The organism is Thermomonas sp. (assembly GCF_041905325.1).
In the GTDB taxonomy this organism is placed as follows: domain Bacteria; phylum Pseudomonadota; class Gammaproteobacteria; order Xanthomonadales; family Xanthomonadaceae; genus Thermomonas.
The window spans coordinates 146486-160870 of record NZ_JAYRLK010000001.1 but is presented as its reverse complement, the minus strand read 5'-3'; the positions used below and the strand labels follow the sequence as shown (position 1 = coordinate 160870).

General features: G+C 66.6%; 14 protein-coding genes. 11 read left to right on the top strand and 3 right to left on the bottom strand.

The window, feature by feature from the left end; all coding sequences use genetic code 11:
- Window positions 1–42: 42 nt before the first annotated feature.
- Window positions 43–2004, bottom strand: coding sequence for an alpha/beta hydrolase family protein (locus tag ACE3OK_RS00685; RefSeq protein ID WP_374247589.1), 1962 nt, complete (start codon window positions 2002–2004; stop codon window positions 43–45).
- 91 nt (window positions 2005–2095) lie between these two features.
- Window positions 2096–3985 carry a DNA topoisomerase IV subunit B gene (gene parE, locus ACE3OK_RS00680; RefSeq protein WP_374247588.1) on the bottom strand — a complete coding sequence of 630 codons (1890 nt, stop codon included), beginning with the start codon at window positions 3983–3985 and terminating at the stop codon, window positions 2096–2098.
- A gap of 102 nt (window positions 3986–4087) precedes the next feature.
- Between parE and ACE3OK_RS00675 the strand changes: the two genes are divergently transcribed.
- The 8 genes from ACE3OK_RS00675 (at window position 4088) to truD (ending at window position 11640) form a co-directional block, all read left to right on the top strand.
- The gene (locus ACE3OK_RS00675) at window positions 4088–5131 is read left to right on the top strand and encodes a glucokinase (protein ID WP_374247587.1); all 1044 of its coding nucleotides are present in this window, start codon (window positions 4088–4090) and stop codon (window positions 5129–5131) included.
- 126 nt (window positions 5132–5257) lie between these two features.
- Window positions 5258–6919 (top strand): CTP synthase, encoded by a 1662-nt coding sequence (locus ACE3OK_RS00670; RefSeq protein ID WP_374247586.1) that lies wholly within the window; start codon window positions 5258–5260, stop codon window positions 6917–6919.
- 8 nt (window positions 6920–6927) lie between these two features.
- Window positions 6928–7761, top strand: a complete 834-nt coding sequence (gene kdsA, locus ACE3OK_RS00665; RefSeq protein WP_374247585.1) for a 3-deoxy-8-phosphooctulonate synthase — start codon at window positions 6928–6930, stop codon at window positions 7759–7761.
- 21 nt (window positions 7762–7782) lie between these two features.
- On the top strand, window positions 7783–9075 hold the full coding sequence (gene eno, locus ACE3OK_RS00660) for a phosphopyruvate hydratase (protein ID WP_374247584.1): 1293 nt from the start codon (window positions 7783–7785) through the stop codon (window positions 9073–9075).
- 12 nt (window positions 9076–9087) lie between these two features.
- On the top strand, window positions 9088–9444 hold the full coding sequence (gene ftsB, locus ACE3OK_RS00655) for a cell division protein FtsB (protein WP_374247583.1): 357 nt from the start codon (window positions 9088–9090) through the stop codon (window positions 9442–9444).
- Entirely contained in the window at window positions 9441–10130 is a 690-nt protein-coding gene (ispD, locus tag ACE3OK_RS00650) for a 2-C-methyl-D-erythritol 4-phosphate cytidylyltransferase (protein WP_374247582.1), read from the top strand. Before ftsB ends, ispD begins: the two co-directional genes overlap by 4 nt.
- Window positions 10127–10606, top strand: a complete 480-nt coding sequence (ispF, locus tag ACE3OK_RS00645) for a 2-C-methyl-D-erythritol 2,4-cyclodiphosphate synthase (RefSeq protein ID WP_374247581.1) — start codon at window positions 10127–10129, stop codon at window positions 10604–10606. Before ispD ends, ispF begins: the two co-directional genes overlap by 4 nt.
- A complete protein-coding gene (gene truD / locus ACE3OK_RS00640) occupies window positions 10606–11640 on the top strand; it encodes a tRNA pseudouridine(13) synthase TruD (RefSeq protein ID WP_374247579.1) in 1035 nt (344 codons plus the stop codon). Before ispF ends, truD begins: the two co-directional genes overlap by 1 nt.
- A 39-nt stretch (window positions 11641–11679) precedes the next feature.
- On the opposite strand, the gene ACE3OK_RS00635 is transcribed toward truD, so the two are convergent.
- On the bottom strand, window positions 11680–12237 hold the full coding sequence (locus ACE3OK_RS00635; protein ID WP_374247578.1) for a Smr/MutS family protein: 558 nt from the start codon (window positions 12235–12237) through the stop codon (window positions 11680–11682).
- Window positions 12238–12308: 71 nt separating this feature from the next.
- Here ACE3OK_RS00635 and surE point away from each other — a divergent pair, with 71 nt between their 5' ends.
- The 3 genes from surE to ACE3OK_RS00620 are packed head-to-tail and all read left to right on the top strand — an operon-like array spanning window position 12309 to window position 14385.
- Window positions 12309–13097 carry a 5'/3'-nucleotidase SurE gene (surE, locus tag ACE3OK_RS00630; protein ID WP_374247577.1) on the top strand — a complete coding sequence of 263 codons (789 nt, stop codon included), beginning with the start codon at window positions 12309–12311 and terminating at the stop codon, window positions 13095–13097.
- Entirely contained in the window at window positions 13094–13771 is a 678-nt protein-coding gene (locus ACE3OK_RS00625; RefSeq protein WP_374247576.1) for a protein-L-isoaspartate(D-aspartate) O-methyltransferase, read from the top strand. The genes surE and ACE3OK_RS00625 overlap by 4 nt, the downstream gene beginning before the upstream one ends.
- Window positions 13771–14385 (top strand): YqaA family protein, encoded by a 615-nt coding sequence (locus ACE3OK_RS00620; protein ID WP_374247575.1) that lies wholly within the window; start codon window positions 13771–13773, stop codon window positions 14383–14385. Before ACE3OK_RS00625 ends, ACE3OK_RS00620 begins: the two co-directional genes overlap by 1 nt.

Genomic DNA, 14385 nt, shown 5'->3' with positions numbered 1-14385 from the left:
TCGGGTCATGCCCCTTTCAGGCGTGATTGCAGGCTTCTGCAATCACCTTTGGCCAGGGCCGATGTATTTTCCAAGGAACTCATCCATGCGTCGGTACAGTTCAGCACGGTTTTCTGGCTTGTAGAAACCGTGGCCCTCTCCCGGGCCAAGCATCGTCTCCAGTGGGGTTCCGCTCGACTTGAACGAGTCCTTCAGCGCATTGAACTGCTCCATGGGGACGCGGCGATCAACCATGCCTTGTGCGATGAAGACGGGGACCTTGATCCGGTTCGTGTTCTGCGCCGGAGACCACGCCCTTAATTGTGCGTCATCGGAACCCAATACTCGATCCAGGTAGCGACGTCCCGATGCGGTGTCTTTGACGTCGCCCTCTTTTTTCATCACGTGCAGGTCGTAAACGCCGACATAACCAATTGCGCATTTGTACAAGTCGGGATAGCGGATTGTTTGCATCAGTGCGGCGTAGCCGCCGTAACTGGCACCATACGTGCAAATGCGGGCAGGATCTGCAAGCTTGTTGTCGATGGTCCACTGCACCCCATCGGCGAGGTCGTCCTGCATTTTTCCGCCCCATTCACGGTATCCGATTTCCATGAAATGCCTGCCGCGACCACCAGAGCCGCGATAGTTGATTTGGAGCACCGAGTAGCCACGGCTTGCCAGGAACTGTGCGTCAGGGTTGTATCCCCAGGAGTCGTAGATCCCATGTGGACCGCCGTGGGGCATCACAACCAGTGGATGTGTGGCCGTGCCTGCCGGGACCGTGAGGAGACCATGCAGGGTCAGCCCGTCGCGGGTCTTGAAGCTGATCGGAAGCGTGCGTGCAAGTGATTCTGGCTTGATCCAGGGCATCGAGCGATCAATCAATTGGATCTTGTTGCCGTTCGAAGTGTCCAGAAGATACCAGGCAGTGGGATTGCGATCCCCCCAGACGGAAAACAGAAGCTTGCTGTCGTCATTGCTCCAATTGATGAAGGTCACCATTTGCCCGGGGAAAGCCTTGAGCAGGCCGGCGTGGATACCGGCCCACTTCGAGGCGGGGTCCAGATACTGGACGGAGGGCTTGCCTTCGTCATAGAGGACGGCAAAAGGCGGACCGTCGTGGCCGGCGAACATTACGCGCGAGATGTCTTCATCAGCTTTCCCGGCGAGTTTGGTGCGGGTGCCTGCGGCGAGATCGACTTTGTAAAGCTGTACCGGCTCGTCGGCATCACTGATGCTGGCGTAGGCCGTGTTGTTGTCGGCCTCGACATAGAGCAGGCTCATCGTGCGGCCGGCCAGGGCTTTCGGCACGGCTTGCCAGTTCGCCCCAATCGTGGGGCGATACATCAAGATGGGATTGTCTTCGTTGTCGTAGGTAATCTTCAGACGGGCGTGCCCATCATGATCGAACTGGAAGGTGGCGGGATCCTTGCTGTATTCAACCTGCTCTCGGTTTCCGGTGCGGGTATCCACCTTGTAGATCGTCGTGCTGCGGTCCTCGTCGTCCACGCTGTCTGGCCATGCGGTAAATTCGACCAGCACCTTGCCAGGTTCGTTGTCCAGCACCATCGCGACGGAGGCGAAGCCCTTGTCCTTGCGGCGGCCGGTGATGGGGCCGGAGTCACGGACGAAGGCGAATAGGGTGTTCTGGGTCTTGCCGTGAACATCCGAGCTCATGAGCTCGCCATAGCTGTCTGGACGGGTTTTCAGTGGGTCACGTTTTGCGCGAGAAACCACGATTTGGTCGTTTGCGCTCCAGATGAGATCGGTAACGTGCTGTTGGCGGCCGAAGCGCAATGCTTGAACTTCCTTGCTGCCGTCCAGAGGGACGATTTGCAGCTGCGTTTCCATGCCGTCTGCTGAAGGTGCTGCCAAAGCAATGTGTTTGCCATCCGGGGCCATCGTCACTTCAGTGATTGTCGCGTGTTTTGCGAAATCCATGTAGGCCGGTGTCTGTGCCGCGACTGTGCTTGAAACGGCAAGGGCAAAAAAAGAAGTCAATCCAAAAGCGGCAGTTTTCATTAGATGGGTGCCTTCAAGTCCATTTTATTTTGTGTGGATTGTGAGGGGTGCAAGGCTTTGGGGGCAATACGGCACCGGCAAGGATGTGGCCTCACACCTCCAGCGTCGCCAGGTCGCCCTTCTGCTCCAGCCAGCTCTTGCGGTCGGAGGCGCGCTTCTTCGCCAGCAGCATGTTCATCAGCGAGCGGGTGGCGGTGTCGTCGTCGACGGTGAGCTGCACCAGCCGGCGGGTGTCCACGTGCATGGTGGATTCGCGCAGCTGCTGCGGGTTCATTTCGCCCAGGCCCTTGAAGCGGGTGACGTGGACCTGGCCCTTGAGCTTCTCGCGCTGGATCTTCTCCAGCAACAGGCGCTTTTCTTCCTCGTCCAGCGCGTAGAACACCTGCTTGCCCACGTCCACGCGGAACAGCGGCGGCATCGCCACGAACACGTGGCCGGCGGCGACCAGCGTGGGGAAATGCCGCAGGAACAGCGCTGACAGCAGGGTGGCGATATGCAGGCCGTCACTGTCGGCGTCGGCCAGGATCACGATCTTGCCGTAGCGCAGACCGTCGATCTCGTCCTTGCCGGGGTCGCAGCCGATGGCGACGGCGAGGTCGTGCACTTCCTGCGAACCCAGCACCTGCCCGGAAGCCACTTCCCAAGTGTTCAAGATTTTGCCGCGCAGTGGCAGGATGGCCTGGAAATCCTTGTCGCGCGCTTGCCTGGCGCTGCCGCCGGCGGAGTCGCCTTCGACCAGGAAGAGTTCGGTGCGCGAGAGGTCCTGCGAAATGCAGTCGGCCAGCTTGCCGGGCAGGGCCGGGCCTTGCGTGACCTTCTTGCGGACGATCTGCTTTTCGGTTTTCAGGCGCGCCGAGGCGCGCTCGATCGCCAGCTGCGCGATCTTCTCGCCGAGCTCGGTATTGGCGTTGAGCCACAGGCTGAAGGCGTCGTGCGCGGCGCCCTCGACGAAACCCGCCGCCTGCCGCGAGGACAGGCGTTCCTTGGTCTGGCCGGAAAACTGCGGGTCGGTCATCTTCAGCGACAGCACGAAGGCGACCCGGTCCCACACGTCTTCCGGCGCCAGCTTGACGCCGCGCGGCAGCAGGTTGCGGAAGTCGCAGAACTCGCGCAGCGCGTCGGTGAAGCCGCTGCGCAGGCCGTTGACGTGGGTGCCGTGCTGGGCGGTGGGAATCAGGTTGACGTAGCTTTCCTGCACCAGCTCGCCTTCCGGCAGCCAGGCCACCGCCCAGTCCACCACCTCGGTGTCCTTCTTCAGGCTACCCACGAACAGCTCCGGCGGCAGCAGTTCGCGGCCGTCCAGTTCGCCCTTCAGGTAGTCGCGCAGGCCGTCCTCGTAATGCCACTGCAGGCGCTCGCCGCTGGCCTCGTCGAACAGGCTGACGGTCAGGCCGGGGCAGAGCACCGCCTTGGCGCGCAGCAGGTGCTTGAGCGCGCGCAGGTTGAACTTGGGCGTGTCGAAGTACTTCGGGTCCGGCCAGAAGCGCAGCCGCGTGCCGGTGTTCTTCCTGCCCACGCTGCCGACCACCGACAGCGCCGAGATGCGGTCGCCGTCGGCGAAGGCCATGTGGTATTCGCTGCCGTCGCGCTTGATGAACACGTCGACCTTGTTCGACAGCGCATTGACCACGCTGACGCCCACGCCGTGCAGGCCGCCACTGAAGGTGTAGTTCTTGTTGTTGAACTTGCCGCCCGCGTGCAGGCGGGTGAGGATCAGTTCGACGCCGGGGATCTTCTCTTCCGGGTGGATGTCCACCGGCATGCCGCGGCCGTCGTCGGCCACTTCGCAGCTGCCGTCCGCAAACAGGGTGACGCCGATGCTCCTGGCGTGCCCGGCCAGCGCCTCGTCCACCGCGTTGTCGATGACCTCCTGTGCCAGGTGGTTCGGGCGGCTGGTGTCGGTGTACATGCCGGGCCGGCGCTTGACCGGGTCCAGGCCGGAGAGGACTTCGATGTCGGCGGCGTTGTAGCGGGTGTTCATGCGAAGCGGCAGGTATTCCGGGGGCTCAAGCCCGCCAGTGTGTCGTTTCGCGCCCGGTTTTGCACGCATGCCCGTACAATGCGGGCACAGGGTCGTGCCGGCGTGACCGGCAAGTCGGGCGAGGGGGTTCTTGTGGTGGATGGTGTGGGCCGTGCCGACGCGGGCGCGGCCGTGATGCAGCTGATCGCCGCCGATGTGGGCGGTACCTTCGCCCGGATCGGGATGGTGGATGTCGCGGGGGATGCGATCACGGTGGGGTTCCACCGCCGCTATGCCTGTGCGGAATTCCCCGATCTGGCCGCCATCCTGCGCCGGTTTCGCGAGGATGCGGCCGCCGCCGCCGCCGCTTTCCCGGCGACCTGCGTGGTGGCGATCGCCGGTGTCCTGCAAGGGGACGTGCTGCTCAACAGCAACTTGCCGTGGAGCGTGTCGCTGACTGCGACCCGCCGCGAAGCCGGCATCGAGCATCTGCACCTGATCAACGATTTCGAGGCCGTGGCCTGGGCCTTGCCGCAGATCCAGTTGGCCGATTTGCAGGTGGTGGGCGCGGGTGATGGCAGTGGTTTGCCGTTGCCGGTGCTGCTGCTGGGGCCTGGCACCGGGTTGGGGGCGGCGCTGGTGGTCGATCAGGGCGGGCGTGCCGGGGTGCAGCCCAGCGAGGCCGGGCATGCGGCGCTGGCCGGCAACACGCCGTTCGAGCTGGACGTGGTGCGCCTGTTGCAGGCGCGCTTCGGTCATGTGGCCAGCGAGCGGGTATTTTCCGGGCCGGGCCTCGTGAACCTGTACCAGGCCTGCTGCGAATTGCGCGGCGTGCAGCCACGCTGGCATGCACCATCGGATTTGGTGGATGCCGCCGATGCCGGCCATGATCTGCTGGCTGCCGAGTGCGTGGCCTTGTTCTGCCGCTGGTTCGGCAGTTTTGCCGGTGACCTGGCCACCACCTTCCGCGCGCGTTCCGTCTGCCTTGCCGGTGGCTTGACCGGGCATCTGCGGCATTACCTGTGCCAGGGCGGCTTCATGCAGCGCTTCCTCGACAAGGGCGTGCTGTCCGATACCCTGCGCGAGGTGCCGGTATACACGCTCGAGCACGGCCTGCTGGGCCTGATCGGCGCGGCGGCGTGGTACAAGGCGCGCCAAGTCGATTGACGGCGCGTCATCCAGCGCCGTCTGGAAAGTCGTTTCCCCTTGTGAATCAAGGGGTTTTGATGCGGGGGTCTGTGGTTTTGCCGCGCTTGCCGCTAGAATGCGGGTTTCCAGCGCCGCGCTGCCGACATGACTTCCCCTGATTCCCAAACGCCCCTTCTGTTCGTGACCGGGGGCGTGGTGTCCTCGCTTGGCAAGGGCATTGCCGCCGCCTCGCTTGCGGCGATCCTCGAAGCCCGTGGCCTGAAGGTCACGATGATGAAGCTCGATCCCTACCTCAACGTGGACCCGGGCACGATGAGCCCGTTCCAGCACGGTGAGGTGTATGTCACCGACGACGGGGCGGAAACCGACCTCGACCTCGGCCACTACGAGCGCTTCGTCAACACCCGCCTGTCCGGGCTGAACTCCATCACCACCGGCAAGATCTACGAGGCGGTGATTCGCAAGGAGCGCCGCGGCGACTACCTGGGCGGCACCGTGCAGGTGATCCCGCATGTGACCGACCAGATCAAGTCCTGCATCGACGCCGCGACCCGCGGCTTCGACGTCGGCATCGTCGAGATCGGCGGCACCGTCGGCGACATCGAATCGCTGCCGTTCCTGGAGGCCATTCGCCAGTTGCGCACCGAGCGCGGCGCCGACAAGGCGATGTTCATGCACCTGACCCTGGTGCCCTACATCGCCGCCGCCGGGGAGCTGAAGACCAAGCCCACCCAGCATTCGGTGAAGGAACTGCGCAGTATCGGCATCCAGCCGGACGTGCTGATCTGCCGCAGCGAGCAGCCGCTGCCGGACGGCGAGCGCCGCAAGATCGCGCTGTTCACCAACGTGCCGGAGAAGGCAGTGGTGTCGGCCATCGACCTGGACAACATCCACAAGATCCCGCGCTGGTTCCACGCGCAGGCGCTGGACCAGATCGTGGTGGACCAGCTGCGCCTGGCCGCCGGCCCGGTGGACCTGTCCGAATGGGACGCGGTGGTGGATGCGGCACAGAATCCGCAGGACGAAGTGACGATCGCGGTGGTCGGCAAATACGTCGACCACAAGGATGCCTACAAGTCGGTGGGCGAGGCGCTCAAGCATGGCGGCATCCGCCAGCGCACCCGCGTCAACCTGAAGTGGCTGGAAGCCGAGGACGTGGAGCGCGACGGCGCGGCCAAGGTATTGGCCGGCGTCGATGGCGTGCTGGTGCCGGGCGGGTTCGGCGATCGCGGCTTCGAAGGCAAGGTGCTGACCGCGCAGTACGCACGCGAAACCGGGCTGCCGTATTTCGGCATCTGCTACGGCATGCAGGCGGCGGTGGTGGACGTGGCCCGCCACCTGGCCGGGTTGGCTGGTGCCAACAGCACCGAAAACGACAAGGGTGCGGTGCATCCGGTGATCGGCCTGATCACCGAGTGGCGCACCCAGAGCGGCGACATCGAGCGCCGCGACGAAGACTCCGACCTCGGTGGCAGCATGCGCCTGGGGTTGCAGGAGCAGCGCATCAAGCCGGGGACGCTGGCGCACGCGCTGTACGGCAAGGACGTGGTGGGCGAGCGCCACCGCCACCGCTACGAATTCAACAACCGCTACCGCGTGCAGCTGGAGGAGGCCGGGCTGGTGATCTCCGCCAAGTCGATGGACGATCTGCTGGTGGAAATGATCGAGCTGCCGCAGGCCGCGCATCCGTGGTTCCTGGCTTGCCAGGCGCACCCGGAATTCCTGTCCACCCCGCGCAGCGGGCATCCGCTGTTCATCGGTTTCATCCGCGCCGCCCGCGAACGCAAGGCGGCCCAGCAGAAGTGAGCGCACCCATGAAACTTTGCGGCTTCGAAGTCGGCCTGGACCAACCGTTGTTCCTGATCGCCGGCCCGTGCGTGGTCGAGTCCGAGCAATTGCAGGTCGCAGTGGCGGGGCAATTGAAGGAGATCACCGGCAAGCTCGGGATCAACTTCATCTTCAAGTCCAGCTTCGACAAGGCCAACCGCACCTCCATCAACAGCTTCCGTGGCCCCGGCATGGAAGAGGGGCTGCGGGTGCTGGCCGAGGTGAAGCGGCAGGTCGGCGTGCCGGTGCTGACCGACGTGCACGAATACACGCCGATGGACGAAGTGGCCTCGGTGGTCGACGTGCTGCAGACGCCGGCCTTCCTGGTGCGGCAGACCGACTTCATCACCAAGGTCTGCGCCACCGGCAAGCCGGTGAACATCAAGAAAGGCCAGTTCCTGTCGCCCTGGGACATGAAGCCGGTGGTGGAGAAGGCGAAATCCACCGGCAACCAGCAGATCATGGTCTGCGAGCGCGGTGCCAGCTTCGGTTACAACAACCTTGTCTCCGACATGCGCTCGCTCAGCGTGATGCGCGAAACGGGGTGCCCGGTGGTGTTCGACGCCACCCATTCGGTGCAGCTGCCGGGCGGGCAGGGCAGCTCCAGCGGCGGCCAGCGCGAGTTCGTGCCGGTGCTGGCGCGTGCCGCGATTGCAGTCGGCGTGGCCGGCATCTTCATGGAAACCCATCCCGACCCGAGCAAGGCGCTGTCCGACGGCCCCAATGCCTGGCCGCTGGGCAAGATGGAAGCCCTGCTGGAAACGCTGCTGGAATTGGACAGGGTCACAAAGCGCAGCGGTTTTCTGGAAAACTCCCTTTAATTTCCCCATGACGACTTCACGATGACCACGATCACCCACGTCCACGCCCGCGAGATCCTCGACAGTCGCGGCAACCCCACGCTGGAAGCGGAAGTCTGCCTGTCCGACGGCAGCCTTGGCCGCGCGGCCGTGCCCTCCGGTGCCTCCACCGGCAGCAAGGAGGCGGTGGAGTTGCGCGATGGCGACAAGACCCGCTACCTGGGCAAGGGCGTGCTGAAGGCAGTGGGCCACGTCAATGGCACGATTGCCGAAACCCTGCGCGGCGTCGATGCGGCCGACCAGACCGGGCTGGACAAGCGCCTGATCGACCTCGACGGCACCGAGAACAAGGGCCGGCTGGGCGCGAACGCGCTGCTGGGCGTGTCGCTGGCCGCAGCCCACGCGGTGGCGGCGTCGAAGAAGCTGGCGCTGTGGCAATACCTGTCCGGCTTGAGCGGGGTGTCGCCGGTGCTGCCGGTGCCGATGATGAACATCATCAACGGCGGCGCGCACGCCGACAACAACGTCGACCTGCAGGAGTTCATGGTGCTGCCGGTGGGCTTCGACTCGTTCAGCGAAGCGCTGCGCAGCGGCACCGAGATCTTCCACGCGCTGAAGTCGGTGCTGAAGGCGCGCGGCCTGTCCACCGCGGTGGGCGACGAGGGCGGCTTTGCCCCCGACCTGCGCAGCAATGAAGAGGCGCTGGAGACCATCCTCGAAGCCATCGGCAAGGCCGGCTACAAGGCCGGCGAGGACGTGCTGCTGGGCCTGGACGTGGCGTCCACCGAATTCTACGAGAACGGCAAGTACAACCTCACCGGCGAAGGCAAGCGCCTGTCGTCGGAACAGTTCGTCGATTTCCTCGCCAACTGGTGCGCGCAGTATCCGATCATCACGATCGAAGACGGCATGGCCGAGGACGATTGGGACGGCTGGAAGCAACTCACCGATCGTCTGGGCGGCAAGGTGCAGCTGGTCGGCGACGACCTGTTCGTCACCAATCCGCGCATCTTCAAGGACGGCATCGAGCGCGGCGTGGCCAATGCGATCCTGATCAAGGTCAACCAGATCGGCACCCTCAGTGAAACCTTGGAAGCCATCGCGATGGCCGACGCGGCGAAGTACGCGGCGATCGTCTCGCACCGCTCCGGTGAAACCGAAGACACCACCATCGCCGATATTGCGGTGGCGACCACCGCCACCCAGATCAAGACCGGCTCGCTGTGCCGCAGCGACCGCGTGGCCAAGTACAACCAATTGCTGCGCATCGAACAGCAGTTGGGCAGCGCCGCGCGCTATGCCGGCCGTGATGCCTTCGTGTCGCTCAAGCGCTGACCCCGGCGCGCGATGAAGCGTTTCGGCGTGCTGTTGCTGGCATTGGCGTTGCTGCTGGCGGCGCTGCAATACAAGCTGTGGTACGGCAACGGCGGGCAGCACGAAGTGGTGGCCCTGCGCGCGCAGGTCGCTGCGCAGGAAGTGGAAAACGCCAAGCTGCAAGCACGCAACGACGCGCTTGCGGCGGAAGTGGCCGACCTGAAAAGTGGTGGCGCGGCGGTGGAAGAACGCGCGCGCAGCGAGCTGGGCCTGGTGAAACCCGATGAGACGTTTTACCGGGTGATCGACCACGCGACGGCCATCCCTGCGCCGGCGCCACCGCCTGCCGCCGACGCGACGCCGGCGGCGGAGCCTGCGGTCACGCCATGAGCGCATGGGTGCTGATGCCCGCTGCCGGCAGCGGTCGTCGCTTCGGTGGCGACATGCCCAAGCAGTACCTGTGCGCTGCCGACAAGCCGCTGATCGCGCACGCGCTGGACGCGCTGCTGGCGCACCCTGGTACCGCCGGTGCGGTGGTGGCGCTGGCGCAAGACGATCCGTACTGGCCGGGTTGGACGTCGCTGCACGGCAAGCCGGTGATGGCCTGCATGGGCGGCCTTGAACGCGCCGATTCGGTGCTGGCCGCGCTGCGTGCGCTGCCGGCGGGCGTCGCCGAAGACACGCTGTTGCTGGTGCACGACGCGGCGCGGCCCCACCTGCGCGCGAACGACATCGGCAAGCTGGTCGACGCCGCGACGGCCTGCGCCGACGGCGCCATCCTCGCCGCACCGGTGCGCGATACCCTCAAGCGTGCCGGCGTCGATGACCGCATCGAGGCCACCGAGCCGCGCGAGCGCCTGTGGCGTGCGTTGACCCCGCAGGCATTCCGCCGTGCGCTGCTGCGGCGCGCGCTGGAGGCAGCACAGGCCGAAGGCGTTGCCGTCACCGACGAAGCGATGGCGGTCGAGCGGCTGGGCCTGCACCCACGCCTGGTCGAAGGTCGCGAAGACAACATCAAAGTGACCACGCCGGCGGACCTGGCGCTGGTCGAATTCCTGCTGACGAGGCACACATGAACATCCGCATCGGCCAGGGGCTCGACGTACACGCTTTCGGTGAGGGCGACCACGTGATGCTGGGTGGCGTGCGCATTCCGCATGCACGTGGCGTGCTGGCGCATTCCGACGGCGACGTGGCGCTGCACGCGCTGTGCGACGCCCTCCTCGGTGCACTGGCGCTGGGCGATATCGGCACGCATTTCCCGCCGTCGGATGCGCGCTGGAAGGATGCCGACAGCCGCGCCTTCGTGCGCCATTGCGATGCACTGATCCGCGCACGCGGCTGGCGGGTGGGCAATTGCGACATCACCGTGATCTGCGAGGCACCCAAGGTCGGCCCGCATGCGCAGGCGATGCGCGAAGCGATTGCCGCCGACCTCGGCATCGCCGTCGATGCGGTCAGCGTCAAGGCGACCACCAGCGAGAAGCTCGGCCTCACCGGGCGCGGCGAGGGCATCGCGGCGCAGGCGGCGTGCCTGCTGGTGCGTGCGTGATGGCGGTCGCACGCGCCCACGGCGCGCCGGCGCTGGCCGCGCGCATCCGCAGCAGCGCGGAAGACTTCTTCGTCGAGGAACTGCCGGGCTTCGAGGCCAGCGGTGCCGGCGAACACCTGCTGCTGAGCGTCGAGAAGCGCGGCATGAATACCGCCTTCGCCGCGAAGACCATTGCGCAGTGGGCGGGCGTGGACGAATCGGCGATCGGCTATGCGGGCTTGAAGGACCGCCACGCCGTCACCCGCCAGCGGTTTTCGGTCTGGCTGCCGAAGCGGGTTGCGCCTGATCTCGCCGCTCTGGACACCGACGCACTGCGCGTGCTGGACCACGCCTGGCATGCGCGCAAGCTGCCGCGCGGCGCGCTGGCCGGCAACCGCTTCGTGCTGGTGCTGCGCGATGTGCAAGGCACGCGTGCCGACATCGAGGCGCGGCTGGCCGCGATCGCTGCGCGCGGGGTTCCCAATTATTTCGGCGAACAGCGCTTCGGCCGCAAGGGCGACAACGTGCAGCAGGCGGTGGCGATGTTCGCCGGCCGGCGCGTGAAACGCGAGGAGCGCACGCTGCTGCTGTCGGCGGCACGGTCGGAGCTGTTCAATCGGGTGCTGTCCGCGCGGGTCGAGGCGGGCAACTGGGACGCGCCGCTGGATGGCGAAGTGTGGATGCTGGACGGCAGCCGCAGCGTGTTCGGCCCCGAGCCAATGACTCCGGAACTGCAGACGCGGCTGGACACGTTCGACATTCATCCCAGCGGCCCGCTGTGGGGCGAGGGCGAGCTGCGCAGTACCGATGCCGCGCGCGCGACCGAGCTGGCCGCGCTGGCCGGCGATACCGCGGGACGCCTGTGCAGGGGGTTGGAGAAGGCCGGCCTGAAGCAGGAGCGCCGCGCATTGCGGTTGCGTCCCGCCGAGCTGGCGTGGCACTGGCGCGACGACGACGCGCTGGAACTGCACTTCACGCTGCCGCCCGGCTGCTATGCCACGACCGTGCTGCGCGAGTTGGGCGATGTCGTGGACGCGATGTCGCCGACGGACTGACGGCCTCCCGCCCAGGCGGGGAGGGCCGCGCAGGATCGCTCAGCGCTTGTCCAGCAGCACCAGCACCGCCCCGGTGCCGCCCTGTGCGGCCGGTGGCGAATGGAACGCCAGCACGTCGGCGCGCTGGCGCAGCAGGCGGTCCACCAGGTTCTTCAGTACCGGCAGCCGTTCTTCGGAGTTGCGGCCCTTGCCATGCACGATCCGCACGCAACCCAGGCCGTGCGCGCGGCAATCACGCAGGAACTCGCGCAGCAGCGCTTCGGCCGCCTGCGCGGGCAGGCCGTGCAGGTCGAGTTCCTCCTGCGCCGCGTACTCGCCGCGCGCCAGTTTCTTCAACACCCGTGGCGGAATTTCCTCGCGTCGGTAGCGCAGCGCATCGCCGGCTTCCAGCGCGGACACCAGCATGTGGCGGAACTCCTCGCGCGCGGCGTCCTCGTCGCGGCGGGCCATCTTCGCGGCGGGTTTCGGCTTGGGTACGGCCGGCGGTGGGGCGGCCTGCGGCAACGCGCGCACCTTGCCTTCGTCGGCACCGATGGCGGTGCGGAACAAGCGGGCATCGTCGTGGTCGTCGGGTGGGGTGGAAGGCGGCTTGCGCATGCGCAAAGGGTACCGCGACGGCGTGCCGGCATCCGGTATCATGGCTGCATGCACAATGTTCCGATGCCGTGATGCGGGTCCTGGTCAGCAACGATGATGGCGTGGACGCCCCGGGCATCCACGCATTGGCCAACGGCCTGCGCGATGCCGGCCACGAGGTGGTGATGGTGGCACCCGACCGCGATCGCAGCGGCGCCAGCAATTCGCTGACGCTGGATGCGCCGATCCGGGTGGTGCAGCTCGACGCGCGCACCTGGAAGGTCTACGGCACCCCCACCGACTGCGTGCACGTGGCGGTGACCGGCATGCTGGAGGCGCTGGGGCTGGAACCCGACATCGTGGTGTCCGGCATCAACAATGTCGCCAACCTCGGCGACGACGTCATCTACTCCGGCACCGTGGCCGCGGCGATGGAAGGCCGCTTCCTGGGCCTGCCCTCGGTGGCGGTGTCGCTGGTGACGGATGGCCACAAGGGCCGACATTACGAAAGCGCGGCGCGCGCGGCGGTGGAGATCATCGCCCGGCTGCGGTCCGATCCACTGCCGGCCAGCACCATCCTCAATGTCAACGTGCCGGATTTGCCGTGGGACGAGATCCGCGGCGTCGAGACCAGCCGTCTTGGCCACCGCCACCGTGCGGAGCCGTGCACGCAGCAGGAAGACCCGCGCGGACGCCAGTGGTGGTGGATCGGTGCCGCCGGCGTCGAGCAGGACGCCGGGCCCGGTACCGATTTCCACGCCGTGCGCAGCGGCCACATCGCCATCACCCCGCTGCACGTCGACCTGACCCGCTACCAGGCGCTGGAACAGGTGGCCGGCTGGGTGGGCGGGCTGGCCGCATCGCTGGAGGCGCGGGCATGATCGCGCGGATGCGCCTGCAACCGGCCGACGTCGGCATGGGCCTGACCGGCCAGCGCGTGCGCGACCGGCTGATCGAGGACCTGCGCCGGGAAGGCATCGCCGATGAGCGCGTGCTCAATGCGATCCGCACCGTGCCGCGCCACCAGTTCGTGGACGAGGCGCTGGCGTCGCGCGCCTACGAGAACAACGCGTTGCCGATCGGCCACGGGCAGACCATCTCGCAGCCGCTGGTGGTGGCGAAGATGACCGAGGCGCTGCTGCGCGACGGGCCGAAGCGGGTGCTGGAGGTCGGCACCGGCTCCGGCTACCAGGCTGCGGTGCTGGCTGCGCTGGGGCTGGAAGTGTTCACCGTCGAGCGTATCGGCGACCTGCTGCGCACCGCCCGCAAGCGCTTTCGCGCGCTTGGCCTGCATGTGCGCAGCAAGCACGACGATGGCCGCATCGGTTGGCCGGAAGAGGCACCGTTCGACGCCATCATCGTCACCGCCGCCGGCCCGGCGCTGGTGGACGCATTGCTTGCCCAGCTGGCACCGGGGGGCGTGCTGGTGGCGCCGGTGGGCGCGTCCGGCGGGCAGGCGCTGCTGTGCCTGCGCAAGGATGCCGAGGGCGGCATCGCGCAGGAAGACCTGGGCGCGGTGGTGTTCGTGCCGCTGTTGTCGGGGATGACCGATTGATGAAGCTGTTCGGGCCGATTTACCAGCGTGCATTGGCATGGTCGAAGCATCCGCGCGCGCCGGCGCTGCTGGGCGGGCTGAGCTTCGTGGAGGCCATCGTGTTCCCGGTCATGCCGGAGGTGATGTTGGGGCCGATGTGCCTGGCGCAGCCCCGGCGCGGGTTCCGCTTCGCCACCATCAGCCTGCTGTTCTCGCTGCTGGGCGCGGTGGTGGGCTATCTGCTGGGGCATTACGCCTACGAGCTGGTGAAGCCGGCGCTGGCGGCGCTGGGCTGGCTGGACAAGATCGACGCACAAGTGGCCCACCTGCGCGAGGTGGTGGCGCAATCGCCGTGGAAAGCCTTCTGGCTGCTGGTGCTGGGCGGGTTCGCGCCGATCCCGATGAAGGTGTTCACCTGGGCCAGCGGCATTGTCGGCGTGCCGATGCCGGCGTTCCTGCTGGCCATGCTGATTGGTCGCGGCAAGCGCGTCTACCTGCTGGCGTTGGCGATCCGGTTGGGCGGCGAGCGTGCCGAACGGGCATTGCATCGCTGGATAGAACATATCGGCTGGGGCGCGCTGGTGTTGCTGGCCGGCCTGGTCGGTTGGTTCGTGTTGCAGGGGCCTGCGGCATGA

Excerpts from the sequence above, each read along its gene's own strand:
- ACE3OK_RS00685 (WP_374247589.1), bottom strand. The coding sequence starts at position 2,004 with ATGAAAACTGCCGCTTTTGGATTGACTTCTTTTTTTGCCCTTGCCGTT.
- parE (WP_374247588.1), bottom strand. The coding sequence starts at position 3,985 with ATGAACACCCGCTACAACGCCGCCGACATCGAAGTCCTCTCCGGCCTG.
- ACE3OK_RS00670 (WP_374247586.1), top strand. The coding sequence starts at position 5,258 with ATGACTTCCCCTGATTCCCAAACGCCCCTTCTGTTCGTGACCGGGGGC.
- kdsA (WP_374247585.1), top strand. The coding sequence starts at position 6,928 with ATGAAACTTTGCGGCTTCGAAGTCGGCCTGGACCAACCGTTGTTCCTG.
- eno (WP_374247584.1), top strand. The coding sequence starts at position 7,783 with ATGACCACGATCACCCACGTCCACGCCCGCGAGATCCTCGACAGTCGC.
- ftsB (WP_374247583.1), top strand. The coding sequence starts at position 9,088 with ATGAAGCGTTTCGGCGTGCTGTTGCTGGCATTGGCGTTGCTGCTGGCG.
- ispD (WP_374247582.1), top strand. The coding sequence starts at position 9,441 with ATGAGCGCATGGGTGCTGATGCCCGCTGCCGGCAGCGGTCGTCGCTTC.
- ispF (WP_374247581.1), top strand. The coding sequence starts at position 10,127 with ATGAACATCCGCATCGGCCAGGGGCTCGACGTACACGCTTTCGGTGAG.
- truD (WP_374247579.1), top strand. The coding sequence starts at position 10,606 with ATGGCGGTCGCACGCGCCCACGGCGCGCCGGCGCTGGCCGCGCGCATC.
- ACE3OK_RS00635 (WP_374247578.1), bottom strand. The coding sequence starts at position 12,237 with ATGCGCAAGCCGCCTTCCACCCCACCCGACGACCACGACGATGCCCGC.
- surE (WP_374247577.1), top strand. The coding sequence starts at position 12,309 with ATGCGGGTCCTGGTCAGCAACGATGATGGCGTGGACGCCCCGGGCATC.
- ACE3OK_RS00625 (WP_374247576.1), top strand. The coding sequence starts at position 13,094 with ATGATCGCGCGGATGCGCCTGCAACCGGCCGACGTCGGCATGGGCCTG.
- ACE3OK_RS00620 (WP_374247575.1), top strand. The coding sequence starts at position 13,771 with ATGAAGCTGTTCGGGCCGATTTACCAGCGTGCATTGGCATGGTCGAAG.